Below are 25563 nucleotides of genomic sequence, written 5' to 3'. Positions count from 1 at the left end.
TGAGCCGCTTAGGCTTCGAAAGGCCAAGCAGCTCAACTTGTGCGCTCACGCCATGGATGCAATAGCGTCCCTGGGTGTTCGCCCCCGATAAGGGACGGGCAGGACTTCGTGCTGGTCGGGCCGCCAGCACGATAGCTGTGCCTGGAGCCCCGTCTCATGAAGACTTTCCGTGTCTTACACCCCAGCGCCATTCGCGCCTTTCTCAACAGCCAGTCTTCTGCGGGCCTGGTGTTGATGGCGGCCGCTGCGCTGGCACTCATCATCGCGAACTCGCCCTTGCGCTCCGGATATGAGGCGGTCCTTCATTCAAACCTCGGTCCGCTTTCGCTGGCGCACTGGATCAACGATGGCCTGATGGCCCTCTTCTTCCTGCTCGTCGGGCTGGAAATTAAGCGTGAGATGCTGGACGGCCAGCTATCCACCTGGCCGAGGCGCGTCCTGCCGGGCATCGCTGCCGCCGGCGGCATGGCCGTGCCCGCGCTCGTCTACCTTGCTTTCAACCAGGGGCCAACTGCGGCAGGCTGGGCGATCCCTGCCGCTACCGACATCGCTTTCGCGCTCGGCGTGATCGCGCTCCTGGGCAATCGCGTCCCCGCATCGCTCAGGATATTCCTCGCGGCGCTGGCGATCATCGATGACCTGGGTGCTGTCCTTATCATCGCGCTTTTCTATACCGCTGACCTGTCTCTGCCTGACCTTGCCGGTGCCGGCATATTCACCGGCATGCTTTACGGCCTGAATCGCCTCCGTGTGCATCGCCTCCTACCCTATCTGATCCTGGGCGGAGCCCTGTGGTTCTTCGTCTATCGCTCGGGCATCCATGCCACGCTCGCCGGGGTTATTCTCGCGTTCACCATCCTTATGGACCGCACACCCGCGCGGCCTGATGGCGACGCGCGCAGTCCACTTCATCGTCTCGAACATGGGCTTCATTTGCCGGTTGGCTACCTGGTCGTGCCGATCTTGGGCCTCGCCAATGCCGGTGTGCCGGTGCTAGCACTCCCGGCGGGCGCCTTTGCCGCACCGGTGACGCTTGGGGCAGCGCTGGGTCTGCTGCTTGGCAAGGTCGCTGGCGTGCTCGGGGTTTCGATACTCGCGATCCGGCTTGGCATCGCGCATATGCCAGCCCATGCGACCCGTTTGCATATGCTCGGCGTCGCTCTCTTATGCGGGATTGGCTTTACGATGAGCATTTTCATCACGCTCCTGGCCTTTCCGGGCGCGCCGATGCTTCAGGCGGAGGCGAAGCTTGGCGTTCTCATTGGATCACTTGTCTCCGGACTCCTGGGGTATGGCGTGCTGGCCCTCGCCATCCGCCGGCAAAAATCCGACGCGGTCTGAGCAGCCCCACCGCATCGCACGCCGCCCGCAGAGGGCATGGGATCGATCTGAAGCCGAGAGGCACCACCAGCGATCACTGGATCGATGAACTCATCGGGTGGTGCAATCTCGCGGCTTGGTGCGGTATTTGAAGGGCCGATGGGCTTGGATCGCTAAGTTGGAAATGACGGGTTTCGGCAAAACCTGTCATCCAAGGACGCGCTTGGGAACGGCAGAAACGTCCCAAGCTCTGCCTGTTCGGGAGGCGTCGATCATGATGCGACGAGATCCAGCATCCGAGATTTGACACGATCGCTGGAAAATCGCTGCTCCTTGATTCCATGAAGCCTCAGCCCCTCGCCAGAGAATGCGCATGCTTGGGCCATCGCGCTGGCTGCCGCAATCCGGGGCCAATCCGGCCGTGTTGGCGCTTGCGCGCCTGCCCGCTCCACCCGGCATTGTCCCGGGTTTCCCTTGGGCTTTGCCCGGCGGTGCTGCCGCCGCTTCCTTCGATGGCCCGGAGGCTGCGCATCCGGCGGATGGGCCGCCGGCCCCAAGTGGAACGAAAGGCAAAGCTCATGACCAGCACTCTCTCGGCGATACTCTCCGCCCTCGAACTTGGTCATCTTGATCACACTGGCGACCTGCGCACCCTGGAGGCGCCGCCCCCCGCCGAAGCCATGGAACAAACCGTCAGCGCTGTCTGGAGCGATCTTTTCGCGCTTTTCCCCTTTAGTGCGCTCGAGCGCGACATCGAGGATCTGGGCTGGGGCCTGGTCAATCTCTTCCACCGCGCCGCCGCCAAGAAGCACCAGATGATCGACCGGCTGACGGACGAGATTCGGCTTCTGCTCGCCGAGCAGGATGGCTCGGAAGTCGCGACCGCCGACCTTGAGGACAAGATCGATCTCGCCCGCAAGATCGAACAGTCCGCCGAGGCCTATGAGACCATGCGCGACACGGCGGCCCGCCATTATCTCCACGAGACGGGCCGTTCCTGGGTGCCGGCGTCGGGCAACCGCATTTCGCTCGGCACGACCGCGGCGATCGTCGATGGCCGGTCCTATCTCCAGGCGCGGCGAGAAAAGGTGCGCGATGCCAATATGGTCCATGGCACGCCCGTGATCTTCGCCGGCGGGCGGCTGCGTTTCGCCAGCGACGACAACGCCAAGCAGTTTGCGGATAACCTGCTGCGAACGCTCAATGCCGTCCGCGAGCGGGTGGGCGACATGTATCTCGTCCATGGCGGTGACATGAAAGGCATTGAGCGCCTGGCCGCGTCTTGGGCCGAGCAGAACGGTATCCAGCAGCTGCGGTTCGGGCTCGATCGCAAGCTCGGCGATCGCGCCGGGTTCCGCCGCAATGAGCAGATGCTAGCGGTCAAGCCGCGCTACGTCATCGCCTTTCAAGGCAATGGTGTCACCGAAAGGCTGGTGATCGAGGCCAAGGCGCGCGGCATCCACGTCGTTGATCGTCGCGGACCGCTTGGCACACCGCCAGCGTCGCGACCCTGCGGCTGATCCGCCGCGCCGGCCGCTTCGGCGGCCGGCTTTCCCCGTTTCGAAATGCTGCGAATGCCGGAGGGGAGGATGGCAGGGCGGGTGCGTCCTGTTTCCCGGAGGTTTGCATCATGTTCATGCCCGATCATCCCACGGCGCGCGCACTCCTTGCCTTTCGCGCGGCGCATGGCCACCGCTGGAAAGCGAAGCTGCTATTCTTGTGGTCGACCGGCCGCGACGTCGAAGAGGCCAATGGCGCCTGCCTGCGCCAGTTGCGCAACCAAGGCGGCCCGGCATGGCTCGGCCAGCTGTCGCCACGCCGCTGGCGCGCGATCGAGAGATTGGCGGAGCCCGGCGATCGGCAGACCGCCTTGATCTTCCTTGATCGCGCGCGCGAGTTTCACGAAGGGGCATGCTTTGGAGCCACCGTTGCTCTTGCTCCCGCGCTGCACCTGCTGGCGATATCCTGCGAGCTGGGGCTCAAAGCCTATCTTATGAGCTGGGTCTGGTCGCACGAGGAGGTCGCGCGCGATATTCGTCACGACCTCATCGCCGCCTTCGACGAAGCGCGGCGGCTTGGCCTCCCGTCCCCTGGCCGTATTCTCGTCGATTTGCTTACAAGCCTCGGTCCCGCCTATGCCGGGCATCGTATCGACGCGCTGGTGGCGGATGGTTATGTTTGCGATTTCGCGGCCGTGCTGCGCGCGACTGGCTCGTTCCTCGATGCCGTGGCGGCCGGACTGAGCCTGCCGATGCCGACGCCGTAACTGCGCCTTCTTGCCCGTCCCCTAGCATGAGCATGCCATGGTTTGGGTTCCGCCGGACGGCGGCGCGGGATATGGTCCGTTTCGCCGCGCGGCTTGGGCGGCGGGCGGGGCAAAGTCGAGCTTGAGGTTCGCCAAGGCATTGGACCGGCGTGGCCCTATAGGTCGGGGATGCCCGTGATTACCATGAGGGGTTCCTGGCACGGCCAAGCGACGAGCCGTCTTTCTCCTCATCTGACCCCTAAGTCGGCCGTCCGGTCCATCCAACCCGCGATCCTTCGGGCCGAGTTGCCGTGTACCACGGCTGCCCGCACCACCCCTTGTCTCGGGGTTTCCCGGCGCTGCGCCTGCCGGTGGATGATCCGTCCTGTCCGCCTTGGCCGGGGATCAGTCGAAGGGACGGTCCCTTGGACCCAGTTCGAAGGAACTCCAGCCATGCAGAATCTCGTCATCCTCGCCGGCAATGTCGGCGCCACGCCCGAAGCCCGCACCACCCAGGGCGGCACCCGTATCACGCATTTCAGCCTCGCCACCTCGCGTCCGAAGCGCGACAGCAACGGCAAGATCCTCCGCGACGACAACAACCGCCGGCTCGAGGATACCGAATGGCACCGGATCACCTGCTTCAACGGGGTCGGCAAGACGGTCGAGCAGTATGTCGACAAAGGCATGAAGGTCATGGTCCGTGGCCGCATTCACTACACCCGCTGGACCGACAACGAGAATATCGAGCGCTACGGCGTCGAGATCATCGCCGATGAGGTGACCTTCCTCACCCGCGCCAAGGCGAACGACAATGCGGGCGGCGGCCACGAGCCCGAGGATGATGAAATCCCATTCTGAAATCGGTCCCATCAGGCCCGGCGGCCTCGCCGCCGGGCCTATTTCCCTGCTCGGGCGGGAAAGGAGGCAAGCGGATCAGCGGGATCGGCATCGCCCTTGGGCATAGCGATCCCAGCGCAGCACGGTGCCGGTGCGGATCATGGCGCAGCTCAGGTCGCCGATAGAGGGCGCGGCGCACCAGGCACCGGTCCTGTTGCCGCGTGCGTTGCCGGTTGAAAGGCAGCGCATGGTGGGACCATCGACCAGAATGTGGCCCGTGCTGGTCCGCCCCTGAGCGCCGCCGAGCAGATTAACAAGAGCGTCACGGGCGGCGAGGGCGCTCGCCTCGGGGCAGGGCTGACCTGGCCGGCAACTGCCGTCCATCTCGCGGGCCGCAATTCCGGCGAGACGGACATGCACACCTTCGCGGCACCAGATCGGCCCGTCTCCATCCCAGACGCGCGTCGGTGTGCAGGTGAAGACCTGGCCATCGGGAATGACGGTGGCGGCAAGCAGGAGTGCGAACAGCATCGCGGCGACGCTAGCCCAGCGGCGCGTGCTTGTCATGGGTATGCCATCGTCGGACCGGCGGGGCGGGGTGACCGCCGGGGCAAAAGTCGGCGGGATCATGGGGGTCATGGCCGGCGGGTCCACCCGCTCTCAATCAGGCGCGATCCTTGGTCCGACCGGCGGCCTATTGCGATCAACCCGCAAGGGGTCCGGTCGCTGCGCTACGGCTTTTTGGGCTGCGCCAAAAAAGTGATCGCGGCCGCCGGCTGGACACATCGGGCGCCAGTCGAGCGGGACGGACCCGCCGGCGCGCAAAGGAACCCCGACATGTTCACCGACATTGCAACCGCTCGTCGTCACGCCTTCAGTCTCTCGCGCAGCCTCATGGTGGTCACCTTCGTCATCGCGATCGGGCAGCAATATGGGGTCATCACCGCAGAGGATGCGGACGGCAGCGTTGCCCTGGTGGCCGAATATGATCCATTCGCCTGATGGCTTCTCCGGGAGCCTACGGCTCCCGGCTTTGCCATGGAGGGCGTGTCATTGATTCAAGGAAAATAAAGGCGGCAGCGCTAGGCGTTTGGCATGGATGAAGGTGCGCCAATCGAAATTGCCAACGATGATCCCTTGTGGAACCAGGCGATCCAAGATGTGAACGCGTGGCGAGGCGCGTGTTTGCAGCATTTCTCGGCGGCTGAAGCGGCCGTCACCGAAACGCTGCTCCTTCTCAAGGCCATTCCGGGTCGAGGGGAGACAGTACGGCTGCGGCATTTGATCGGTCAGCGGTTCGATGACCTCAGCAAACTTATCGAGGCAGAAGGCGCTTTCGCTCAAGAAGGCAAGGCGGCCGCCAAGGCCCTTTCGAATCTCCGCACACTCGAGGGCCTACGGTCGTTTCTTGCCCATGGTCAGGCGAAGATCGCGCTTGAACGAACCGGCAAATGGATCGTGATCTTGCGCCATGTCTCGATCCGCGGACAGCAGGCTGAACGCCTTATGCTGCTTTGCGAGCAAGCCGAAGCGGAAGAAAGGCTCGCTGATCTGAAGCGTAAAAGCCAGAAGCTGTGCTCTGTTCTCGGCAATTTCCGGAGAACCGTGAAGAGCTGAACGGGCGGCTCCGGCGAACCCGGATCGGGCTCTAGGCTTCGCCCTGAGACTTGGATTTCCAAGTCTCAGCCCATTAGGGTGACGATCCCTGCCGTGAGCGGTGGTGGCATCATTTGCCTGCTGCTTCGGCATTCCCACCGATCTCGAACTTCGGCTTGAGATGGGCGTAATCGAGAGGGTGAGTCTCCTGCAGTCCGAGAGCGCCAATCACACGGGTGCGACACCGGACAGGTGTCCACGCCATTGGGTCCTTTTCCGTTGTCGGCTTCCTGGTCGGCGCGCGGGGCCGAGCAAGCCCGCATAGGCGGGCTTCTCCACTGCGTTGCGACCCTCCGGGTGCACGACCCCGCTATGACGCCGCCCTTTGGGGCGCCTGTCGGAAGGCCCCGATGGGCGGGGCTGATCCAGACCGGAGTCACAGCCATGTCGCAGCCTTCTCAACAATCGGCAGACCGAGCCGAGCGGATCGACCGCATCGCCGCACTGAATGACAGCCTGCGGAGATCTATTTGCAGCCCTGGCCGAAACCAGATCGTCATGACCGCAGGCGTTGCCGCGCTGGTCGGGGATGTGTCCCTCTTCCGCGGATTTCGCAGACGCGCTGAGATCCTGCGCACGGTGCGAAACTATGACAGCTTCAATTCCGACAACGATCCATTGGGCGAGCATGATTTTGGTCGCTTCGAATATGACAGCGCCATTCTCTACTGGAAGATCGATTATTATGATCTCGAGCTTGCCTGGGGCTCACCCGATCCAGCCAATCCCGACGTCACCACTCGGGTTCTGACGATCCTACTCGCCGAAGAATACTGATCGGCACGGCCATCCCCCTGACCGGGGGGATGGCCGTGAAAAGTCTGCTTGAGCAGACTGCGCGCAAAGGATGTCCACGCACCAAGTGCGCTCGGGGAGGGGAGGGTGCACCGGAGCATCGCCCCCGGGCCGGTGCAAAGCCGTGAACCGCCGCGGGATCAGACCATTTGAGGAGTTAACGCCATGTCCGCTTATTTCGCCGCCCATCCCGATCACGCGATCCTCTTTGCGTTCGGCTGTTTTGCGCTCACCGTCTACCTGTTCCGCTATGTCGGTCCGGGCATTGGCGGTGGCGGCGACTGGTCATCGCGTGACCATTATGAGCGCAATCTGCGCGACGGTCCGGAAGACTATTGTTGAGCTGGCCGCCCCGATGAGGACGATCGCTGTGAGCCTTCTCAAGGGCGGGGTAGGCAAGACCTTCCTCGCCACGCATCTCGCCTGGTATCTGGCCGAAGCGGCGGGACGCAGGGTTGTGTTCGTTGACCTGGACCCGCAAGGTAGTTCCTCGCGCCGTCTGGCCGGCGAGCGGCCGGGTGGCTTCGCGGCCGATCTCTTCGATCCATCGGCGGCGCTTGCCGCCGATGGCCAGGTCGGGCTCACTTTGCTCGCTGCCGACCAGCGTTTGCAGATGATCAAGGCGGCACAGGATGTGCGCGACTTTCTCGGCCGCTTTCCTGCGCTCGCGCCTCATTTCGACCTGTGCGTGATCGATACCGGTCCCAAATGGGACGAGCTTACCCTGAGCGCTCTCGCGGTCGCCGACGCAGTGATCGCGCCGGTCCAGGTCGCCGAAGATTCAGTCGAATGCGCCAAGATGCTGCTGACCGCGCTGCGCAAGGCCGAGGCGGCGAGGGCAGGGCGCAAGATCGATTTCCTCGGATTGCTGCCATCAATGGTCAACCCGTTCGACCGGCGCGAAATAGACAATGCCGTCAAGCTCGCCCACGCGGTGGGCGAGCGGCTGATGTTCCCTGCCTTCATCAAGGCGCGACCGACCTATAAGCATGCCGCGGAAAATCATCGACCGGTCTGGATGGAAGGGGGTGGCGGCGCCAAGGCGGCGGCCGAGGAAATTCGGCCGATCCTCGCCGAGATCGAACGGCGACTGGGTTCAGCGCCAGCGGCCGCCGCCTGATGGGTAAGTTCGATGAACGCATCGAGGAGTTTGGCCTGTTGGTCGGCGCGCATGAAATGGCGCGCCGGGTCGAGGATATTCCTTTGGAGCGGGTCATCCCCGACCCCGGCAATCCCCGGCGCAGTTTCGACGACGACGCCCTGGCCGAGCTTGCGGCGTCCATAGCGGCCCGCGGGGTCTTGCAGCCGATCACGGTTGCTCCCGCCGACGCCGCTGGCCTGTATCGCATCCGGTTGGGCGAGCGGCGCTTTCGTGCCTCCGAGCTCGCGGGCCGGGTGACGATCCCGGCGATTATCGTGGCCGAGGGCGAGGGAACCCATCTGCTGGCCGATCAGATCGTTGAAAACGATCAGCGTGCGAACCTGTCTTCGGTCGAGCTCGCTCATGCGATTGCCCGTATGCTCAAGGGCGGCATGAGCCAGGTCGAAATCGCTGCTGCGCTGGGACGCTCCAAGCAGTTCGTCTCGCTCTATGCGGCCTATGGTGACATGCCTGCCTATCTCAGGGAGGCGCTCCCGCGCGCGCCGATCCGGCTGCTCTATGACCTGCATCGCACAGCCAGGGATTATCCTGCGGAAGTCGAGGCCTATGTGGGCGCCTGGGATGAGAGCGGCGCGACATTGGCGGAAGGCGCGCGGTTCATTGCCGGGCTGAAGGGTAAGGCGGACATTCCCAGCATCGAGGCAACGCCGATGCAGGCCGCGGCAGTGACCGTCGCTCGTCCGGAACCGCGGGGAGGGACTGAGCCAGTCGCGCGACCAGGGGAGCAAACGCCAGAGGCCAGCCTTGCCGTTGAAGTTGATGGCCGTCCCGCGCGTCTTGTCCTTGGCCCGCGTGTCGTCGTGATCTTCGGCGATGGTTCTCGGCAAGAGGTGGCGACCGAACGACTTTGCTCCGCGTCTGAGGGACGCCCCGACGCCGCGATGCTCTGACCCTCTTCCTCCGCGTTCGCATATCCTGTTCGTGTGTATGTCGGCCGTGCCCCTTTCGGGGTGCGGCCTTTTGCGCAGGTCCGAGCTGGGGCGGCGCCGTTGGCGCCGCCCTTCGTGGATCAGGCGTGAATGATAGGCGCATTTTCCCAAATATGGTCGAAGTCTGCTCAAGCAGACTATCAGATGAGTTGAGTGAAGGTGAGGGCCGGATAGGCGTGACGCCGGGGATGTATGACAATAGCCTTTGATGCATGCCCGTCTTCACCTTCCGTCTCGACGATGACATCGCCCAGCGCTTCGATGCTGTGGCGGAGAGCGCCGGTGGCCGCTCGGTTTTGCTGCGGCGCCTCGTCATGAATGCAGTGGACGCGGAGGAGGGCGAGAGGTCGGGGCCAGTCCGCCGGCGGGAGCGAGCAACACGGCGGTTTGAGATCCGGCTGACCGAAGCGGAAATTGCCGCGCTGGATGCCGAGGCCGATGCTTTGGGTATGAAGCGAACCGACTGGGTGACGAGGCTGGTGCGCTGCCGGCTGCATTCGGCGGCACCGCTGCCGCTTGAAGAACGGGCGGCAGTGGCCCAGGCGTGGCGCGAGCTCAACCGGATCGGCATCAATCTCAATCAGGCGACGCGGGCGCTCAACGCATCGGTGATGGTCGAATCCGGGCTCGATGTCGCGCGCGAGGCGGCACGGGTGGCAAGCTTTCAGACGGAAATCCGGATGGCGCTTGCCGGTCTCGGCACCGCGCTCAAGGGCGATCTTGCCTATTGGGATAGCCTCGATGCTTGAGGAGGAGGGCATCCTGCCGCTGCCCAGCCTCATGGAGGCATGGCGGCCGCCCACCGGCGGTAAACGGACACTGCGGGGGGCCTATGTCCGCATCGGACGAGGCGCACCGGGCCGGGGAGGGCAGGGGCGGTCCGTGCCGCTGAGCCAGGCCGAGGCTCGGGCCAAGCTCGAGCGGATCGTGCGCAAGGCCCCGGAGGTCATGGTCAAGGTCTCGGGCAAGCAATATGGCGCGCATCATCTATCGGAGCATTTCGGCTATGTTGCGCGGCACGGGAAGCTTGCGGTGCGCTCGAGCGAGGGTGAGATCATCAATGATCCCAAACGGCTGAAGGAGATCGCGCAGGACTGGGCCATGCTCGACGAGGCGATGAACGAGCATGGCCGCGACCGGCCGACCTCGCTGTCGCTGGTCCTTTCCATGCCCGGCGGTTCGACCGATCCCGAGACGCTGCAGGATGCCGCCCAGGCGTTCGCCCGCATCCTGTTTGAGGACAATCACGCCTATATGCTGGCGCTCCACACCGATACCGATCATCCGCACATCCATCTGGCGGTGGCCACCGAAGGTGCGGACGGCACGCGGTTCAATCCGCGCAAGGCCGACCTCCATCATATGCGAGAGACATTCGCGCATGAGCTACGGGCGCGCGGCATCGCGGCTGAGGCGACGCCCAGACGCGCACGCGGTCACGTTCAAAAGCGTGTGCGCTCTGCAGCGCTGCATCTCGATGCTCGGATCGGTCAGGAGGGGCGCCGGCTCAATATGGATGAACTCAACGTGCTGCGCGCCCGGGCCTTTGCGCACGCGCGCGATGAGGAACGGCGGCCGCAAGACGTGATGGCGCTGGTTCGCCAGAAGCAGATACGCGGTGCTTATGCGGAGGCGGCGGTGGCGCTTGCACGTACCGGCGAGGCCGACGACCAGGCGCTTTCCGACGAAATTGCGGGTTTCCTGGCGGCTATGCCGCCGGCGGTCTCCCGACGTCTGGCCCTGGCCCGCGAGATGATGCAGGGGCGGCAAGCGACACAGCCGGCGCGCGAGCTGGAGGGTGGAGCTGGTCCCGAGCGGCCAGTGCCGGAGCGTGGGCGGGAGCGTTGATTCGCATGGGTGGTTGATCTTGCGAAGGGATGCTCCCACTACCATGTGCTAGAATGTCTTGGAAAGTCGAGGGAACTGGCGCTTTCTGTGGTCATGGCTTGTTAGAAAAAACCATGCTATTATCTAACAGACAGGAGCATGGACATGTCTGCGGTGGCTGATCGGATTATGAAGCGTGTGCGCGGCAAGGGCCGTGGCTGGGTGTTTACGCCCAAGCAGTTTGTCGACTTCGGCACGCGCGGCTCGGTCGACATGGCGCTGTCGCGTCTCGCGCATGCCGGTGACATCCGTCGGATCGGCCGTGGTCTCTACGACTATCCCCGCCAGCATGACAAGCTTGGTGCCCTGAGCCCGGATCCCGGGCAGGTGGCCCAGGCGCTCTCCGCGCAGAGCGGCGATGCGCTCGCGCCGTCGGGAGCGGCGGCGGCCAATAGCCTTGGTCTCTCGACGCAGGTGCCCGCCCGGGCGAGCTACGCCACCAGCGGTCGCACCCGCACCGCCAAGGCTGGCGGCCGCAGCGTTACCTTGAAGCACAGCCGCGCGCCGGTGCTCGACGCGCCGGAGTCTGTGAATGCGATCGTTCAGGCGCTCGCGCATCTGGGGAAGGGCAATATCGACGCGGATGCGATCGGGCGCTTCGCCGCGCGGCTCGACGATGCCGGTACGCGTGCGCTCGTCGCGGGCCGCCCGGCCATGCCGGGCTGGATGGGCGACATTGTCCTGAAGATTCAGGCGTCGCGGAGAGATAGGTCATGCAGGGAGAAAGGGTAGCGCCGCTGGCGCCACCAGCAAATCTCCAGATGCAGGGTCGGGCACAAGGATGGGTACGGCCGGATAAAGTGTCGGCCATGTCGAATACTTGGCGATCCATGTCGCGGCGCTTGGCGACAGCCAGCCCGTCAAGGTCGTGATACTCGCATAGCGCTGCGCGAGCGGAAGCGCGATGATGGGTTCATAGTGGGCGACGCGGTTGCGCAATATACGCAGGTCGCGCAAGTCCCGCGCGATCACACCGCGCTGTACGCCTTTGGCCTGAAAGATGGGTCGCAGGCTTTGCCAGAGGTGGTGTGACTTGGGGCCGAAGAGTGACGCCCAGAAGCCGAAGTTCAACTCCGCTACGATCTGCGGACGGGTCGCTGCCTTCCCGTCTTTCTGTAGCGTTTGCCGTGCTTTTGCGATTGCGCCCGTCTGATAGTTCGTCACAAGGATCGCAGGATCGTCGATCCAGGCGGCGCCATGTTGGGCCGCAAGCCGCGCGTCCGCCATGTTACGCAGCACGACCTCGAGCATGTGTAGAGGGCCATAGAGGGCTGCGGAAAGCTGCACATTATAGGTGTACAGGCGCTCTGCGAGCGTCTGATCGGCTCCGGCCCACTTCAGATAAGTGTCGAAGCGGTCAGCGGACAAGGCATGAACGAACGTTGGCACGGGAACCTTTTCACTTGATTTTTAGGCACCCTTGCGCCATATGAACTGGGTATCCCCCGGCGGTCCCTGCTTTGCAAACCGTCGGGGCACTTTATTTCTAGACATCGTCGATTCGATCTTCAATGCCGTTGCTGGAGCAGCGCAGCGTGAATGAACTCGCGCGCCGCCGGCATGCGACGAGATTTTGCGTGATCACAGCGAAATACATCCCGTGGGACCCGATTGGCGCGATGCCCGACGACCGAAAGGACGGTCGCCTCATGCTGCTCTGGGAAGGAGATCGCCCCGTAATCGGCCGATGGGATGACGGGCGTAAGGGATGGGAAGCTCCGGAAGGCATGCACCTTTTCGAGGAGATCACCTATTGGGCGGATATCAATTCACCGGAATGACCCTTGCTCTTTCAGATGATAAATGATTGATATAAAACGATAAAAGTTTGATAATATATCTTATGTTAAATTGCCGTAGTTTGAGCTTCAGTAGTGGGGTGCCCACGTTCGACGGCTGCCAGCTTTCTTGCACGGCCGCGATAACGCAGGGCGTTCACAAGCCTGACATCAATTCTCGCGCGTCGCTTTTGCCATTGCGATAGCAGCTTCAAACCGCTTCCTCGTAGGCTCCCGCAATCGAGCCAAGCTGAAAGTCCGTGCAAAATGGGCAAGGACATCGGCTTCCGCCTTGCCTCTTCGGACAAGAGGCAACGCCAGGCTCGCGAGTTCAATGAGAGGAATGTCGCGGTGAGATCGCCAATCTGATCGGGCCGGTCGATACGCAACCAACTGGCCAGTATCCATCGTTTCGTGGAATACCACGTTCCGGCCATCTTCTTGCACCGATGGATGACGATCGGAAATTGCCTGTGTAACGATATCCTGAATAATCCGGCCTGCTCGCTCCTTTTTGTGAGCGCGGGCGATCCTTTCAATCAGGATGTCTTCATACATTGGCCCCTCGGCCTGAAGTGTGGCGTCGATCAGCCTTTCAAGTCTTGGCTTATACTCTGGCTGATAGATCTGTTCGATCTCTTCCAATGGAACAACCAGAGAGGCGATTTGGTATTCGGTGCCGATTTCGATTGCAGGAGGCGAATAACTTTTCTCGCCATCCTCGGGGCTGGAGGGGCGGACCACGGCGGCTTTGTCGACGGGCCCTGAGGATCAGCGTGCAATAGGCACCCCCTTCGTGGGGTGATCGGCGTGCAAAAAGGACCCCTTCATCCCGGGGATTTAGTCGGCCGACTGGTTTTGATCAGTTGGCGAGAACGGGATGTTGATCGTGGAGACAGTGGTTCGGATTCGGCGTGAGCATGCAGCGGGTAAGGCGATCAAGGCGATCGCTCGTGACCTTCGTTTGTCGCGGAAGGTCGTCCGCAAAGCGATCCGGTCGCCGGAGGCGGCGTTCAACTATCAGCGCAAAGTCCAGCCGCTGCCGCGGATCGGTCCTTATCAGGATCGTCTCGATGCGCTGCTTGAGGAGAACGAAGGTCGCGGCCGCCGCGATCGGCTACGGATGACGCGTATCCATGACCTGCTGGTGCGCGAGGGGTTCGATGGATCCTATGATGCGGTGCGCCGCTATGCGGCGCGCTGGCGTGCTGCGCGGCGGAAGGATGCTGGCGAAGGCGCACCGGCGTTCATCCCGATGACCTTCCAGCCGGGTGAGGCCTACCAGTTCGACTGGAGCCACGAGGATGTGGAGATCGCCGGCAAGCCGATGCGGGTGAAGGTGGCGCATATGCGTCTCTGCGACTCGCGCGCACCCTATGTCCGGGCCTATCCGCGCGAGGGCCAGGAGATGCTGTTCGATGCCCATGCCCGGGCGTTCGCGTTCTTCGGCGGTGTGCCGCGACGCGGTATCTACGATAATATGAAGACGGCGGTGACGGCCGTGTTCACCGGCAAGGAGCGTGTGTTCAACCGCCGCTTCCTGATCATGACCGATCATTACATGGTCGAGCCGACCGCCTGCTCGCCGGCGGCGGGATGGGAGAAGGGCCAGGTCGAGCAGCAGGTCCAGACAATCCGAGGCCGCTTCTTCCAGCCGCGGCTCCGGTTCGCCAGCCTGGCCGAGCTCAACGGGTGGCTGGAGGCCGAGTGCCGGCGCTGGGCCGAGCATCATGCCCATCCCGAACGCGGGGATATTACCGTCGCCGAGGCGCTGGATATGGAGCGACCGGCCCTGCAGCCGATCCTGGCACCGTTCGACGGCTTCCATGAGAGCGAGCATGCCGTCACCGGCACCTGCCTCATCAGCTTCGATCGCAACCGCTACTCGGTCATGTCGACGGCCGCACGCCGGACCGTTCAGGTGCGCTCCTATGCCGATCGCATCGTCATACGCTGCGGCGATGCGATCGTCGGGGAGCATGAGCGCCACTTCGGTCGGAACCGCACGATATACGATCCCTGGCATTATCTGCCGGTCCTCGCGCACAAGCCCGGCGCGCTGCGTAACGGCGCACCGTTCCAGGACTGGGATCTGCCGCCCGCCCTGCACCGATTACGGCGAAGGCTCGGCACCGGGGACGAGGCCGATCGCAGGTTCGTGCGGGTCCTCTCGGCGGTGCTCACCGATGGCCTGGAGCCGGTAGAGGCTGCCGTGCGCGAAGCGTTGGCGAACGGAACGGCCAGCGACGAGCTGATCCTCAACATCCTCTCCCGGCGCCGCGAGCCGGCGACACCCCACAGCATCGTCACTTCGGAAGACCGGATGCTGCAGCATCCTCCGCTCGCCGACTGTGCCCGCTATGATCTGCTGCGAGGCTATGATGCAGCGGCATGATATGATCGACACGATGCGCGGCCTCGGACTCAAGGGCATGGCGGCGGCGTTCGACGAGGCGGTCACCACCGGCCTCCAGCGCAAGCGCACCACCATGGAGATACTGACCGACCTGCTCCGTGCTGAGGCGACCCACCGGGATGCAGCCTCCATCCGCTATCGGATGACGGCTGCGAGGCTGCCCGTGGTGAAGGACCTGGAGCGGTTCAGCTTCGAGGGCACACCGATCAATGAGGAGATGATCCGCTCCCTTCACGATGGCTCCTTCCTCCCGCCTCGCCGCAATATCGTGCTGGTCGGCGGCACGGGGACAGGCAAGACCCACCTCGCCATCGCGATCACCGCCAATGTCGTGCGAAGGGGCGCTCGCGCCCGCTACTTCAACACCGTCGATCTGGTGACACGCCTCGAAGAGGAGACCCGGATCGGCAAAGGCGGGACCCTGGCGGCGCAGCTGTCGCGGCTCGACCTGATCGTTCTCGACGAGCTCGGTTATCTGCCGTTCGCCCGCTCGGGAGGGCAGTTGCTGTTCCACCTCATCAGCAAGCTTTATGAGCGGACCAGCGTCATCATCACCACGAACCTCGCCTTCGGCGAATGGCCGACCGTGTTCGGCGATCCCAAGATGACCACGGCGCTGCTCGACCGCGTCACCCACCACTGCGATATCGTCGAGACGGGCAACGACAGCTGGCGCTTCAAAAACCGCAGCTGACAGCCACCTTCGGCGCCTTCAAAAATCTATCTTGCGCTGCGCGCGCCTCCGGTCGGGCTACGCCCGCCCTCCGCCGCACGCAGCGCAAGGCCATCTTCAACAAACCAGCATCATATTATCTGAAAAGGGGGTCCCTCTTCGACGCCGATCGGGGGTCCCTTTTGAACGCCGTTTGACAGACAATGATCGCGAGCCACTTGTGAGTGCGGCTCGCGAGAAGGTGCAGCCGAAGTTTGGTGCTTCTCAGGGTCGAATCTCCATCCTTGCGTGTCTCATTTCGTGCCTGCCAGATTCTTCATCATCCCGCGTGGCCGACAGGTGCGCCCGCGACCAGCGCTTGTACGGCTCAGCCGTCATCCCCGAGAGTTAGCGCACGAACGCCACCGTGTCCCAGACAGGGGATCCGGTGCGTCTTGCCCCCCGCCGGCTCGGCCGTCAGCTTACACCATGCTTGATAATCCAGGGCTGCTGAGCGGGCGTGAGGCGTTGCGCCACCCCTCGCCAGTTCGGGGCTTGCCGTTAAGGGCCTTGGCTCACCTCCGATTCCTCCGCGCCGGGGCGATAGATGACAGCCGCTGCACATCTCTCCGTAGAGGCCGACACCGACTGACACCCGTTGCGCCGACGCAAAATCCGGCCGCGCCCTTGGCAATCAGCCCGCTGGCACGGCGGTCGAACAGGTCAGTTGCTTGTCCGGCTTACAGATAGCGCCCGATCGCACTGCCCGGGCTCGGTCACGTCCTGAACTTCGGTGACGTTCAGGACGTGGCTGCGATCTCGATCGGTGGGCGGCCCAGCTTTTCGAGGGCGATCGCGTGACGGGCTAACCAACGACGGGATCTTTGACCCACCCCAAGGCATCGTGCAGCTCTGATATGTCGGCGTCGATGATCGCGTACAGGTCTTTATCTTCCTCGCGAAAGAACATGCGCGCCTTCGCTTCGTCTTCGGCAGGGGGAAGCATCGCTCCCAGGCGCTCCGGCCATTTCGCGTCTATGAATCTCATGAGCCGCTTCCAGGCCGCGGATCGGGTCTGATGGAGGCTCAGGACGGGAACGCCGTTTACTACAATCGCAAGGATCGTCACCTGCATGGTCACATACGCCCCCTCGATTTCGTCATGTTCGTGATGATCTTGCGGAGGAGGACAACGTCTAACCTCCTGGCAGCATGTTGTCGTGTTCTCGAGAACCCTCGCTAACCGGCCCGTCCGTCTGATGGCCTGCCATTCGAGCATTTCCTGTGAAGGCCAGTCCTGCAATCTCCCGCTTCCAACGCAAGCTGGGGAAGAAGGCGGGAACATGGGCCATGTACTGGCGGTAGCTATCGCCGTAGGTCGCGAGCGCGTATCTCTCCTCATGCTTAGCCAAACGAATGTACATCACCACCAGCACTGGAAACATGGCAAGCGTCAGAAGCGTCGGCCATTGTAGCAAGAAACCGAGCATGACGAGGATGAACCCTACGTATTGAGGGTGCCGCACCCGGGCGTAGACCCCCGTCATTGCCAATTCGTGTTTGCGCTGACTCGTGTGAAGCGCCGTCCACGCGATCGAGATTAGCCAAAAGCCTACACCAATCAGCACAAAGCTGGCGATGTGGAACGGGCCGAAATGCGGATTGATGCGCCAGCCGAACATCATTTCCAGGATGTGGCCAGCATCGTGGCTCCACCAGTCGACGCCGGGGAAATGCGACTGGAGCCACCCCGACAGCAGGAAGATGGTGAGCGGGAAGCCATACATTTCGGCGAAGAGCGCGACGATGAACGCACTGAACGCGCCGAAGCTGCGCCAGTCGCGCCGCGTTGCCGGCTTGAAGAAGCTGAACGCAAAGAGGATGAAAACGGCGGCATTGACCAGCGCGAGCCCCCACAGACCATAGCCATAGTCGGCGTGCGTCATCGCGACTCTCCTTCGATGCGGCCGTTGGGATTGGCCGGCAAGCCGGCGGGTGCCTGGCCGGGCTCATGGCCATGCTGATGCCCACCTTGGCCGTGGTGCATGAACAGGTGCATGAGCGGGCAGGCGAGCAGGATGAGATAGGGCAGCACACCCAGGAAGTGCGCGGTATGCTCGGTAATGAGGAAGAAGCTGGCGACGAGCAGGAAGCCGATCAGAACGATCTTGCCGCGCTTGCGCATGCGATGGTCATGTTCGCCCATATGCCGTTCTCTTCTAGTCAACGTCCAGCCTGCATAGGCTCGAGTCCAAGGAGCAAGGTATAAGTAGAGACCGAAGTCCGAAGGGCATCGCGCAAGCATGGGTAAGGTGATCGATCGGATCGGCCACCGGTGTTCGCGCGACGCAACTGTCGGGAGCAGCAGTCGTGCTGCGGCTTTTGCGTATAGGCGTGCGGCGTCCGCGAATCAAAGCTGCGCTCACGAACATAATCGTGAGAGGCAGGCCCGCGTCCATGCACAAGAGAAAGAAACGGCACCATTCCCGCAACCAGTCCGGCGTGACCGTCCTCGAGCGCGAAGCAAGGATCGATCTGGCTAAGCGCCCGGCCGATGGTCTCGGCGTCGCCTTTCTCGGCGCATCGGGAACGGTCACAGGGTCGCGTTATCTGGTGGACGATGGTGAAACTCAGATCGTTGTCGATTCCGGCCTGTTTCAAGGACCCAGGGATCTGCGCCGCCTTAATTGGGCGCCAATTCCACCCGAAGTCGCCGATGTCGGCCAAGTCCTGCTGACCCACGCTCATCTCGATCACTCGGGCGCGCTACCGCGCATGGCGCGCCTGGGCTGGGACGGTACCGTCCTTGCCACCCGGGCGACCGCGGCCCTGTGCGAGCTCCTTCTTCCCGACAGCGGTCATCTGCAGGAAAAGGATGCGGAGTTCGCCAACCGGCACGGCTTCTCCAGGCACCAGCCGGCGCTGCCGCTCTACACCCAGGCTGACGCGCGTCTGGCATTGCAGCTCTTCCGGCCGATCGAGTTCGGAGCGTGGCATGCAGTCACGGACGGCATCAGGGTGCGCTATCATCGCGCCGGCCACATCCTCGGCGCGGCGTCGATCGAGATCGACTGGAAGGGGCGGACAATCCTCTTCTCAGGCGACATCGGCCGTTACGGCGATTCGGTGATGAAAGATCCCGAGCCGCCCGCGCGCGCCGACTATGTCCTGGTGGAATCGACCTATGGCGATCGGCGCCACGAGCAGGTCGATCCGACAAAGACGCTTGGAGATCATGTCGAACGATGCGTCGAGAGAGGAGGGACGGTGGTGATCCCGGCCTTCGCCGTGGGACGGGTCCAGTCGCTTCTCTATCATTTCTCGCGTCTGCGCGCGCAGGGACGCCTCCGCGACATCCCGATCTTCCTCGACAGCCCGATGGCGATCAACGCGAGCGGGCTGATGTGCGATTTCATGGACGAGCATCGCCTGGCCCGCGCCGAGTGCGAAGCGGCGTGCAGCGTCGCGCACTATGTGCGCGAAGTGGAGGAATCCAAGGAACTCACCGCCAACCCCGCCCCAAAGGTCATCATCTCGGCCAGCGGAATGGCAACGGGCGGCCGCGTGCTCCACCATCTCAAGCGCTTCGCGCCGGATGGGAAGAACCTCATCCTCTTCTCGGGCTTCCAGGCGGCGGGCACCCGCGGCGCCGCCATGATCGGCGGCGCCCGGACGATCAAGATCCACGGCGAGTATATCCCGGTCGAAGCCGAGGTCGCCAACCTGACGATGCTCTCGGCGCATGCCGACAGCGACGAGCTCATGCGCTGGCTCGGCTCGCTGCACGAGGCCCCGCGCCACGTCTATGTCACCCATGGCGAGCCGACCGGCGCCCACGTCCTGGCGAAGCGTGTCTCGGAGGAACTGGGCTGGGCATGCAGCGTACCGGCGCTGGGTAGCTGGGGCATGCTCGCGTGAAGCCCGGGATCATCGAGAACGCCGAAGCAGAGTCTGTCGCGACGACGCTGCGGGCACGCCGCATCGGCCTGTCGGGTGCCGGTAGCGATCTGATCGCGGTCATGCGCCACGACTGTCCCGTCTGCCGCTCGGAAGGTCTTGCGTCCCGCGCGCAGGTCGCGCTGCGCGCCGGCGGGCGGGAAATCGTCGTCTCGCTGCTGCACAGTTCCGCGGAGACTCCAGCGCCCGGCGAGATCGGCCTCTCGGAATCCGCATGGCAGCGGCTCGGCGTCAGCGAGGGCGATCCGGTCGAGATCGCGCACGCCCAGCCTCTCGCCTCGCTCGCCGAAGTGCGTCGGCGTATCTATGGCAATCGTCTCAGTGACGGGGCTTTTTCAGCGATCATCACCGACATCGCCGAGCGACGCTATAGCGATGTCCATCTCTCGGCATTCGTCACGGCCTGCTCAGCGGTCCCGCTCGATACGGACGAAACGATCAGCCTGACCAGGGCGATGGTCGATGTCGGCGAGCGATTGCAGTGGCCCGGAACGGTCATCGTCGACAAGCATAGCGTCGGTGGATTGCCGGGCAATCGCACCACGCCGATCATCGTCTCGATCATGGCCGCGGAGGGCCTGATCATGCCCAAGACATCGTCGCGGGCGATCACCTCGCCGGCCGGCACGGCGGACACGATGGAGGTGCTGGCACCTGTCGACCTCGACGTTTCCGCAATCCGCAAGGTGGTCGAGCGCGAAGGCGGCTGCATCGCCTGGGGCGGCGCCGTCAACCTCAGCCCTGCCGACGATGTGATCATCGGCGTGGAACGGGTGCTCGATATCGATGCCGTCGGGCAGATGGTCGCCTCGGTGCTGTCCAAGAAAATCGCGGCCGGTGCGACCCATCTGGTCATCGACATCCCGGTCGGGCCGACCGCCAAGGTACGCGGAGCCGATGCCGCCGACACGCTCGAGCGGGCGCTGAGCTCTGTCGCCCAAGCCTTCGGGCTTCGCACGCGCGTGATGCGCGGCCCCGGCGCCGAGCCGATCGGACGGGGCATCGGTCCGGCGCTCGAGGCGCAGGATATCCTTGCCGTGCTCCAGGGGCAGCCGGGCGCCGAGGATCTCGCCCACCGGGCCTGCGAGCTGGCGGGAGGACTGCTTGAGCTCGCGGACGCAGCCCCGGCCGGCGAAGGCTATGCGCGTGCGCGGGCGTGCCTCGAAAGCGGCCGGGCCTGGGCCAAGTTCCAACGTATCTGCGAAGCGCAGGGCGGCATGCGGGCTCCACCGGTCGCCCGGTTCCAACAGGATATGATCGCTCCCTATAGCGGCCGCCTGGTGAGTATCGACAATCGCAAGCTCGCGACGGTCGCGAAGCTTGCCGGCGCGCCGATGGCCAAGGCCGCCGGCGTCGCGCTGCAGTGTCGGCTGAACCAGATGGTGGATGCCGGGGCTCCCTTGTGCACCATTCATGCCGAGAGCCCGGGCGAGCTCGATTATGCGGCGGCCTATGCGGTGAGCGACGGGCCGATCTTCGGGATTGAAGCGCTATGAACCGTCCCGTGCTGTTCGCGCTGCCTGGCAGCGAGGCCCTGGCACAGCCGCTATCCGCCGCGCTCGATGCAGAGGTCGGCACGATCGAGCATCGTCAGTTTCCTGACGGGGAAACCTATCTCAGGGTCGTAAGCGACGTCAGCGACCGCGAGGTCATCCTGCTGTCGAGTCTCGATCATCCGGACGCCAAGCTGTTGCCGCTGCTGTTCGCAGCCGACACCGCGCGCGATCTGGGCGCTCGCAGGATCGGGCTCGTCGCCCCCTACCTCGCTTACATGCGCCAGGACATACGCTTCCATGCCGGCGAGGCGGTGACGTCGCGAACCTTTGCCGCGATTCTGTCCCGCCATCTCGACTGGCTGGTGACGGTCGATCCGCATCTCCATCGCTATCATGCGTTGTCGGAAATCTACCGCATCCCGACCCAGGTTGTTCATGCCGCGCCACTTCTGGCCTCGTGGATCAAGCGCAATGTCGCTCGTCCGCTGATCATCGGTCCGGACCTGGAAAGCGAACAGTGGGTCTCGCAGGTGGCGGCCGATGCCGATGCTCCGTTTCTCGTGTGCGAGAAAATCCGGTCCGGCGACCGTGACGTCACCATCTCGATTCCGAATGCCCCAGCGTTTCTCGATCGCCAGCCGGTGCTGGTCGACGATATCGCCTCATCCGGCCGGACCCTCGCCGAGGCGGCGCGCCAGCTGGTCGGCATGGGGTTCGCGCGACCGGATTGCGTGGTCGTGCATCCGCTTTTCGCCGGCGATGCAGCGCAAGTCCTGGGTGGGCTCGTCGAGAGGATCGTCAGCACGAACGCTGTTGCGCATACCTCTAATGATATCGACGTGATGCCGGCGATTGCGGAGGCCGTTCGTCACGGAATTTGAACGGTGCGCTGCGCGTCAGTTCTTCAGTACTCAATGCTCAATGCACGATGAAAACGAACGCCCGGCAAACGCCGGGCGCATTCCCATCCATTGACCCTACACGAGCCCGAACCAATCTTCCGGGAACTTCGCTTTCGGAGAAAGTCGCGGCAGGAAAGGAGGATATGTCATGTCGCACACACGCTCTTTCCTTGATCCCTTCATCGTTGCTCGGACCCGCAGCTTGAGCCCGAAGTGAAGCCCGCCATCCTTGCATCCTGGGCGTCCGATCGCTCCGCCGTCGAGGGCCAACCGGCCCTCCGTCGCCCGCCAGCATCCCGGTGCCGGTCGACGATGTGATGGCAGCGCTGCGCTGGCTCGATCGCGCTGAGCGCGGCGCGGGCCTGGCATCCTTGGTTCGTCAGGAACAACCCGGTATCGGTGCCATCCTCGCCGGGAATATCGAAACTGCGACACGGAAGGCGGGCGATCTCTGCGATGATCAGCCTTCGATCTCAAAACCCTATGATCACCGGTTCGTGCTGAATCGGATTCGCCGTGCCGTAGCGGCGCGCGAGCGGAGCTGCGATCCGCCCCGGACATCGGCGTTACGGCGCGCTGCTGACACAGAATAGCGATTATCAGCTTCTTGCCATGACAACATGACGCGTCGAGCTTAGGAGCAACCAGCGCGCTCATCCCCCAAGAGGCGTGCCCACTCCCGGCGGCAGCGTCTTGCGGCGCCTTGCCGCCGGGAGACCAGAGGGAGCGCCGCCCCGTTCGCAAGAGCGGTCATCTCGCAAAGTTCGGCACATGATGCCGGGTCGCTTACCCCCTCTCGCCGAGCACCTGCCTTGCCTGTTGTGATGCGGCGGTATTTCGGCCTTGACCTTGGACCATGGTCCTACCCGTAGAAGGTCTCCCCTTTGAAGCTGTGCCCGCTGGGGTGCGCAGCAATGCCAACACGTCCGGGGGGCCATGGAGAGCAAGCGCGTCGTTCATGTCATTGATGACGAAGAAACAATCAGGAAAGCTGTAGGATTCACATTAAGGACAGCGGGATTTGCCGTCGAGACCTATGGCTCGGGAGTCGACTTTCTGAAAATTGCAGATGAAGCTGAAAGAGGTAGCATCGTTCTCGACATGCACATGCCGGACATGAACGGTCTACAGGTTCAGGCAGCGCTGACGCAGATGGATATAAGCATGCCAGTCGTGATGCTGACCGGCAACGGAGACATTGCGCTTGCTGTCCAAGCGATGAAGGCGGGTGCTGTCGATTTCCTGGCCAAACCTATCGAACGGCCGCTGCTGCTCGATGCGATAGACCGAGCGTTCGCGCGCATCGACACGGCCGAGGGGCGCGCTCTCGAAGAAGCCGAGGCATGCCGACAGGTCGATCTACTGACACCGCGCGAACGGGATGTTCTCGAAGGCCTTGCGCAAGGCCTTCCGAACAAGACCATCGCCTATGATCTGGGCATTTCTTCACGGACGGTCGAAGTCCATCGCGCGAGCATCATGTCCAAGCTTGGAGTCCGTACCCTTGCCGAAACCTTGCGGATCGCCTTTGCGGCTGGAATGGGAAGGCCGCTGTAGGTAAAGGCGGCCAGGGCTGCTGCGGTTGAATCTCTGCGTGTCACCTGATGGCGCGGACATAGTGCCTGCTGGGATGCATCGACGGTGTTCATCAGCTTTTGGCGGAATTTTCGTGAGCCCAGGCGAAGGGTCGCGCTTGATTGCTATCGCGAAAGGAGATGAAACTCTTCCAACAGCTGGGCGATCTCTGTGCCTTCAAGCTTCGTCATCAACAGCTTGCGCAGGAAGGACGGGCCGGGAATGTCGATCCCTTTGCCATCCCTGAGCGGCCCGATTGCGGCCAGAAGCGTGCGGATATCATAGGTTGAGTTGAACACTTCGGGCACGCCGCGTTCGACCTTCATCAGCGTGTAGACGGCCTCCATCGGCGTGCGCACCGAATATTCCGTCGTGAAGATACAATCACGCTGCTTCGACTCGGCAAACTGGCCGACAAAGGCGAAGTTGACCGCGCCCTCGGGCACCACGTCCGGCCGGTCGCCGGCCTGGCGCGGCATGAAGAAGGCGGTGATGTAGGGCATCATCACCGGCACGGTCTTCGCCCCCGTCGCGGCGAGGCCGGGGATGTCCTCGACCGGCACGCCGAGATGATAAAGCCATTCCTGCGTGATCTCCTCGCCCGTACAGTCCTGCATCGGCTTCTTCACATAGTCGCCGGGTCGGTCGACGAACAAGGCATAGAACCAGGCGACGATCTGGTCCTTCGGCTGTTTCCTGAAGTGGGGTTGCCGGCTCACCGTCCAGCTCAGCAGCCAGCTCGAGTCCTTGACCGTGATGATGCCGCCGGTCACCACCGTGCCGCTGAACGGATCGCGCTTGGCAATCTTGCGAATGTACGCCGGAATGCGCGCGTCGAGCGTGGTGATGGTCGCCGACGCCCATTTGGTTTCCGGGATATGGGATCCAAACACGTCGGGACGACCAAAGGCCGGGTCCTTGGCCGCGATCCGGCGCCACAGGTCCCAGGCCGGCGCCGGCCCCTCATTCAGCCTGGCCGGTGTATGATGATCGCCATTGTCGGAATTTTCGGTCAGCGATCCGATAGTGATGAAGACGAGATCATCGGCGCCGAGATCGACGCCGCCTTCGACGCCGTTTTCGATCCAGGCAATCCGGGTCGCCTGCTTGCGGCCGGGCTGGATGTCGAAATCGACGTCGGTGACCTCGACGCCGTAGCGAAATCTCACACCGCGATCCTGCAACCATTTGACCAACGGCAGGACCATCGATTCATATTGGTTGTAGCGGTTGAACTTGAGCGAGGAAAAATCCGCCAGACTGCCGATATGGTGGATGAAGCGATGCAGATAGAGCTTCATCTCGAGCGCGGAATGCCATTCCTCGAAGGCGAACATGGTGCGCCAGTAGAGCCAGAAGTTGCTCCTGAGGAAATCATCGCCGAAGACTTCGTTGATCCGCTTGTTCTCCATCTCCTCCCGCGTCGCGAGGAAGACGGAGATCAGATCTCTTCGCGCGCGATCGCCGAGTGTCAGCAAAGCCTTGTCGGGCACATCCTGGCCCTGGTTCTGCGTGACGCGCTGCAGCGAGAAATTCGGATCGTCCTTGTTGAGCCGGTAGAATTCGTCGAGCACACTCGCATCCTCGATCTCCAGCGACGGGATCGAGCGATAGAGATCCCAGAGGCATTCGAAATGCTCCTCCATCTCGCGCCCTCCGCGGATGACGAACCCCTTTTCGGGGACGTCGAGGCCGTCGAGCGCGCCGCCGGGAATATGCAACTCCTCAAGGATGGTAATATGCTCGCCGGCGACGCCGCCGTCGCGGATCAGGAACGCCGCGCCTGCCAGTCCCGCAAGACCCGAGCCGACGAACCAGGCCGTCTTCCTGTCAGCGCCCTCAGGTTTGCGGGGCCGCACGAAAGCTTCGTAGTTCCCGCTACTATAGTGCATGCTCAACTCCATCCTTGATCCCGACGACAATGGCGGTTCTGCGGTTTCTTGCTGAACAGCA

General features: G+C 63.3%; 27 protein-coding genes and 1 pseudogene. 21 read left to right on the top strand and 7 right to left on the bottom strand.

The window, feature by feature from the left end; all coding sequences use genetic code 11:
* Positions 1-156: 156 nt before the first annotated feature.
* The 4 genes from nhaA to AC07X9_RS23490 all read left to right on the top strand — a co-directional run bounded on the left by nhaA (position 157) and on the right by AC07X9_RS23490 (position 4426).
* A complete protein-coding gene (nhaA, locus tag AC07X9_RS23505) occupies positions 157-1341 on the top strand; it encodes a Na+/H+ antiporter NhaA (RefSeq protein ID WP_021245275.1) in 1185 nt (394 codons plus the stop codon).
* Between the two features lie 557 nt (positions 1342-1898).
* Positions 1899-2840, top strand: coding sequence for a DUF2493 domain-containing protein (locus tag AC07X9_RS23500; protein ID WP_017182157.1), 942 nt, complete (start codon positions 1899-1901; stop codon positions 2838-2840).
* 110 nt (positions 2841-2950) lie between these two features.
* Positions 2951-3586 (top strand): hypothetical protein, encoded by a 636-nt coding sequence (locus AC07X9_RS23495; RefSeq protein ID WP_017182158.1) that lies wholly within the window; start codon positions 2951-2953, stop codon positions 3584-3586.
* Positions 3587-4018: 432 nt separating this feature from the next.
* Positions 4019-4426, top strand: coding sequence for a single-stranded DNA-binding protein (locus tag AC07X9_RS23490; RefSeq protein WP_007682669.1), 408 nt, complete (start codon positions 4019-4021; stop codon positions 4424-4426).
* Positions 4427-4501: 75 nt separating this feature from the next.
* Here AC07X9_RS23490 and AC07X9_RS23485 read toward each other — a convergent pair whose 3' ends face one another.
* A complete protein-coding gene (locus tag AC07X9_RS23485; RefSeq protein WP_025546704.1) occupies positions 4502-4936 on the bottom strand; it encodes a thermonuclease family protein in 435 nt (144 codons plus the stop codon).
* 306 nt (positions 4937-5242) lie between these two features.
* Between AC07X9_RS23485 and AC07X9_RS23480 the strand changes: the two genes are divergently transcribed.
* From AC07X9_RS23480 to AC07X9_RS23440, 9 genes are all read left to right on the top strand, one after another.
* Positions 5243-5407 carry a hypothetical protein gene (locus tag AC07X9_RS23480; RefSeq protein WP_007682673.1) on the top strand — a complete coding sequence of 55 codons (165 nt, stop codon included), beginning with the start codon at positions 5243-5245 and terminating at the stop codon, positions 5405-5407.
* Between the two features lie 93 nt (positions 5408-5500).
* Entirely contained in the window at positions 5501-6022 is a 522-nt protein-coding gene (locus AC07X9_RS23475; protein WP_017182161.1) for a hypothetical protein, read from the top strand.
* Between the two features lie 423 nt (positions 6023-6445).
* Entirely contained in the window at positions 6446-6838 is a 393-nt protein-coding gene (locus tag AC07X9_RS23470) for a DUF3768 domain-containing protein (RefSeq protein WP_021245272.1), read from the top strand.
* Between the two features lie 183 nt (positions 6839-7021).
* Positions 7022-7198, top strand: a complete 177-nt coding sequence (locus tag AC07X9_RS23465; protein ID WP_017182162.1) for a hypothetical protein — start codon at positions 7022-7024, stop codon at positions 7196-7198.
* Positions 7199-7211: 13 nt separating this feature from the next.
* The gene (locus AC07X9_RS23460; RefSeq protein ID WP_021245271.1) at positions 7212-7976 is read left to right on the top strand and encodes a ParA family protein; all 765 of its coding nucleotides are present in this window, start codon (positions 7212-7214) and stop codon (positions 7974-7976) included.
* Positions 7976-8908, top strand: a complete 933-nt coding sequence (locus AC07X9_RS23455; RefSeq protein ID WP_015449366.1) for a ParB/RepB/Spo0J family partition protein — start codon at positions 7976-7978, stop codon at positions 8906-8908. The genes AC07X9_RS23460 and AC07X9_RS23455 overlap by 1 nt, the downstream gene beginning before the upstream one ends.
* Before the next feature lie 251 nt (positions 8909-9159).
* Complete coding sequence (locus AC07X9_RS23450) at positions 9160-9696, top strand: plasmid mobilization protein (protein WP_017182164.1); 537 nt, start codon at positions 9160-9162, stop codon at positions 9694-9696.
* The gene (locus tag AC07X9_RS23445) at positions 9689-10795 is read left to right on the top strand and encodes a relaxase/mobilization nuclease domain-containing protein (RefSeq protein ID WP_017182165.1); all 1107 of its coding nucleotides are present in this window, start codon (positions 9689-9691) and stop codon (positions 10793-10795) included. The genes AC07X9_RS23450 and AC07X9_RS23445 overlap by 8 nt, the downstream gene beginning before the upstream one ends.
* A 144-nt stretch (positions 10796-10939) precedes the next feature.
* The gene (locus AC07X9_RS23440) at positions 10940-11566 is read left to right on the top strand and encodes a DUF6088 family protein (protein WP_495198004.1); all 627 of its coding nucleotides are present in this window, start codon (positions 10940-10942) and stop codon (positions 11564-11566) included.
* On the opposite strand, the gene AC07X9_RS23435 is transcribed toward AC07X9_RS23440, so the two are convergent.
* Entirely contained in the window at positions 11546-12223 is a 678-nt protein-coding gene (locus AC07X9_RS23435; protein WP_007684587.1) for a hypothetical protein, read from the bottom strand. The genes AC07X9_RS23440 and AC07X9_RS23435 overlap by 21 nt on opposite strands.
* Before the next feature lie 122 nt (positions 12224-12345).
* Between AC07X9_RS23435 and AC07X9_RS23430 the strand changes: the two genes are divergently transcribed.
* Positions 12346-12615: a hypothetical protein gene (locus AC07X9_RS23430; protein ID WP_017182168.1), complete on the top strand. Its 270-nt coding sequence runs from the start codon at positions 12346-12348 to the stop codon at positions 12613-12615.
* Positions 12616-12783: 168 nt separating this feature from the next.
* On the opposite strand, the gene AC07X9_RS23425 is transcribed toward AC07X9_RS23430, so the two are convergent.
* A complete protein-coding gene (locus tag AC07X9_RS23425; protein WP_086485386.1) occupies positions 12784-13356 on the bottom strand; it encodes a DUF3320 domain-containing protein in 573 nt (190 codons plus the stop codon).
* Between the two features lie 136 nt (positions 13357-13492).
* Between AC07X9_RS23425 and istA the strand changes: the two genes are divergently transcribed.
* Positions 13493-15007 carry an IS21 family transposase gene (gene istA, locus AC07X9_RS23420; RefSeq protein ID WP_021238707.1) on the top strand — a complete coding sequence of 505 codons (1515 nt, stop codon included), beginning with the start codon at positions 13493-13495 and terminating at the stop codon, positions 15005-15007.
* Entirely contained in the window at positions 14994-15722 is a 729-nt protein-coding gene (gene istB, locus AC07X9_RS23415) for an IS21-like element helper ATPase IstB (protein WP_031304487.1), read from the top strand. Before istA ends, istB begins: the two co-directional genes overlap by 14 nt.
* Positions 15723-16545: 823 nt before the next feature.
* Here the strand turns inward: istB and AC07X9_RS23410 are convergent.
* From AC07X9_RS23410 to AC07X9_RS23400, 3 genes are read right to left on the bottom strand one after another with little or no spacing between them, the layout of a single operon-like run.
* Entirely contained in the window at positions 16546-16821 is a 276-nt protein-coding gene (locus AC07X9_RS23410; RefSeq protein ID WP_030541607.1) for a hypothetical protein, read from the bottom strand.
* A 55-nt stretch (positions 16822-16876) separates the two neighbouring features.
* The gene (locus AC07X9_RS23405) at positions 16877-17626 is read right to left on the bottom strand and encodes a methyltransferase family protein (RefSeq protein WP_021245240.1); all 750 of its coding nucleotides are present in this window, start codon (positions 17624-17626) and stop codon (positions 16877-16879) included.
* On the bottom strand, positions 17623-17886 hold the full coding sequence (locus AC07X9_RS23400) for a DUF2933 domain-containing protein (RefSeq protein WP_013039078.1): 264 nt from the start codon (positions 17884-17886) through the stop codon (positions 17623-17625). The genes AC07X9_RS23405 and AC07X9_RS23400 overlap by 4 nt, the downstream gene beginning before the upstream one ends.
* A 251-nt stretch (positions 17887-18137) precedes the next feature.
* Between AC07X9_RS23400 and AC07X9_RS23395 the strand changes: the two genes are divergently transcribed.
* From AC07X9_RS23395 to AC07X9_RS23375, 5 genes and pseudogenes are all read left to right on the top strand, one after another.
* The gene (locus AC07X9_RS23395; protein WP_021245239.1) at positions 18138-19598 is read left to right on the top strand and encodes an MBL fold metallo-hydrolase RNA specificity domain-containing protein; all 1461 of its coding nucleotides are present in this window, start codon (positions 18138-18140) and stop codon (positions 19596-19598) included.
* The gene (locus AC07X9_RS23390; RefSeq protein WP_021245238.1) at positions 19595-21133 is read left to right on the top strand and encodes a thymidine phosphorylase family protein; all 1539 of its coding nucleotides are present in this window, start codon (positions 19595-19597) and stop codon (positions 21131-21133) included. The genes AC07X9_RS23395 and AC07X9_RS23390 overlap by 4 nt, the downstream gene beginning before the upstream one ends.
* On the top strand, positions 21130-22014 hold the full coding sequence (locus AC07X9_RS23385) for a ribose-phosphate pyrophosphokinase (protein ID WP_021245237.1): 885 nt from the start codon (positions 21130-21132) through the stop codon (positions 22012-22014). Before AC07X9_RS23390 ends, AC07X9_RS23385 begins: the two co-directional genes overlap by 4 nt.
* Before the next feature lie 169 nt (positions 22015-22183).
* Positions 22184-22379, top strand: a pseudogene (locus tag AC07X9_RS23380) (hypothetical protein); the annotation flags it as partial.
* 592 nt (positions 22380-22971) lie between these two features.
* Positions 22972-23592, top strand: coding sequence for a response regulator transcription factor (locus AC07X9_RS23375; RefSeq protein WP_021245235.1), 621 nt, complete (start codon positions 22972-22974; stop codon positions 23590-23592).
* 143 nt (positions 23593-23735) lie between these two features.
* On the opposite strand, the gene AC07X9_RS23370 is transcribed toward AC07X9_RS23375, so the two are convergent.
* The gene (locus tag AC07X9_RS23370) at positions 23736-25502 is read right to left on the bottom strand and encodes an oleate hydratase (protein WP_021245234.1); all 1767 of its coding nucleotides are present in this window, start codon (positions 25500-25502) and stop codon (positions 23736-23738) included.
* Positions 25503-25563: the final 61 nt, after the last annotated feature.

Source organism: Sphingobium sp. GW456-12-10-14-TSB1, assembly GCF_059424385.1.
The sequence above is the reverse complement of the archived record's forward strand: the minus strand, read 5'-3'. Positions and strand labels throughout refer to the sequence as shown.

What these genes read in the sequence shown, in the direction of transcription:
- AC07X9_RS23450 (WP_017182164.1), top strand. Translation starts at nt 9,160, where the DNA reads ATGCCCGTCTTCACCTTCCGTCTCGACGATGACATCGCCCAGCGCTTC.
- istB (WP_031304487.1), top strand. Translation starts at nt 14,994, where the DNA reads ATGCAGCGGCATGATATGATCGACACGATGCGCGGCCTCGGACTCAAG.
- AC07X9_RS23430 (WP_017182168.1), top strand. Translation starts at nt 12,346, where the DNA reads ATGCCGTTGCTGGAGCAGCGCAGCGTGAATGAACTCGCGCGCCGCCGG.
- AC07X9_RS23500 (WP_017182157.1), top strand. Translation starts at nt 1,899, where the DNA reads ATGACCAGCACTCTCTCGGCGATACTCTCCGCCCTCGAACTTGGTCAT.
- AC07X9_RS23465 (WP_017182162.1), top strand. Translation starts at nt 7,022, where the DNA reads ATGTCCGCTTATTTCGCCGCCCATCCCGATCACGCGATCCTCTTTGCG.
- AC07X9_RS23495 (WP_017182158.1), top strand. Translation starts at nt 2,951, where the DNA reads ATGTTCATGCCCGATCATCCCACGGCGCGCGCACTCCTTGCCTTTCGC.
- AC07X9_RS23475 (WP_017182161.1), top strand. Translation starts at nt 5,501, where the DNA reads ATGGATGAAGGTGCGCCAATCGAAATTGCCAACGATGATCCCTTGTGG.
- AC07X9_RS23480 (WP_007682673.1), top strand. Translation starts at nt 5,243, where the DNA reads ATGTTCACCGACATTGCAACCGCTCGTCGTCACGCCTTCAGTCTCTCG.
- AC07X9_RS23445 (WP_017182165.1), top strand. Translation starts at nt 9,689, where the DNA reads ATGCTTGAGGAGGAGGGCATCCTGCCGCTGCCCAGCCTCATGGAGGCA.
- AC07X9_RS23400 (WP_013039078.1), bottom strand. Translation starts at nt 17,886, where the DNA reads ATGGGCGAACATGACCATCGCATGCGCAAGCGCGGCAAGATCGTTCTG.
- AC07X9_RS23460 (WP_021245271.1), top strand. Translation starts at nt 7,212, where the DNA reads ATGAGGACGATCGCTGTGAGCCTTCTCAAGGGCGGGGTAGGCAAGACC.
- AC07X9_RS23455 (WP_015449366.1), top strand. Translation starts at nt 7,976, where the DNA reads ATGGGTAAGTTCGATGAACGCATCGAGGAGTTTGGCCTGTTGGTCGGC.
- AC07X9_RS23385 (WP_021245237.1), top strand. Translation starts at nt 21,130, where the DNA reads ATGAACCGTCCCGTGCTGTTCGCGCTGCCTGGCAGCGAGGCCCTGGCA.
- nhaA (WP_021245275.1), top strand. Translation starts at nt 157, where the DNA reads ATGAAGACTTTCCGTGTCTTACACCCCAGCGCCATTCGCGCCTTTCTC.
- AC07X9_RS23490 (WP_007682669.1), top strand. Translation starts at nt 4,019, where the DNA reads ATGCAGAATCTCGTCATCCTCGCCGGCAATGTCGGCGCCACGCCCGAA.
- AC07X9_RS23395 (WP_021245239.1), top strand. Translation starts at nt 18,138, where the DNA reads ATGCACAAGAGAAAGAAACGGCACCATTCCCGCAACCAGTCCGGCGTG.
- AC07X9_RS23485 (WP_025546704.1), bottom strand. Translation starts at nt 4,936, where the DNA reads ATGCTGTTCGCACTCCTGCTTGCCGCCACCGTCATTCCCGATGGCCAG.
- AC07X9_RS23440 (WP_495198004.1), top strand. Translation starts at nt 10,940, where the DNA reads ATGTCTGCGGTGGCTGATCGGATTATGAAGCGTGTGCGCGGCAAGGGC.
- AC07X9_RS23370 (WP_021245234.1), bottom strand. Translation starts at nt 25,502, where the DNA reads ATGCACTATAGTAGCGGGAACTACGAAGCTTTCGTGCGGCCCCGCAAA.
- AC07X9_RS23470 (WP_021245272.1), top strand. Translation starts at nt 6,446, where the DNA reads ATGTCGCAGCCTTCTCAACAATCGGCAGACCGAGCCGAGCGGATCGAC.
- AC07X9_RS23405 (WP_021245240.1), bottom strand. Translation starts at nt 17,626, where the DNA reads ATGACGCACGCCGACTATGGCTATGGTCTGTGGGGGCTCGCGCTGGTC.
- istA (WP_021238707.1), top strand. Translation starts at nt 13,493, where the DNA reads ATGTTGATCGTGGAGACAGTGGTTCGGATTCGGCGTGAGCATGCAGCG.
- AC07X9_RS23375 (WP_021245235.1), top strand. Translation starts at nt 22,972, where the DNA reads ATGGAGAGCAAGCGCGTCGTTCATGTCATTGATGACGAAGAAACAATC.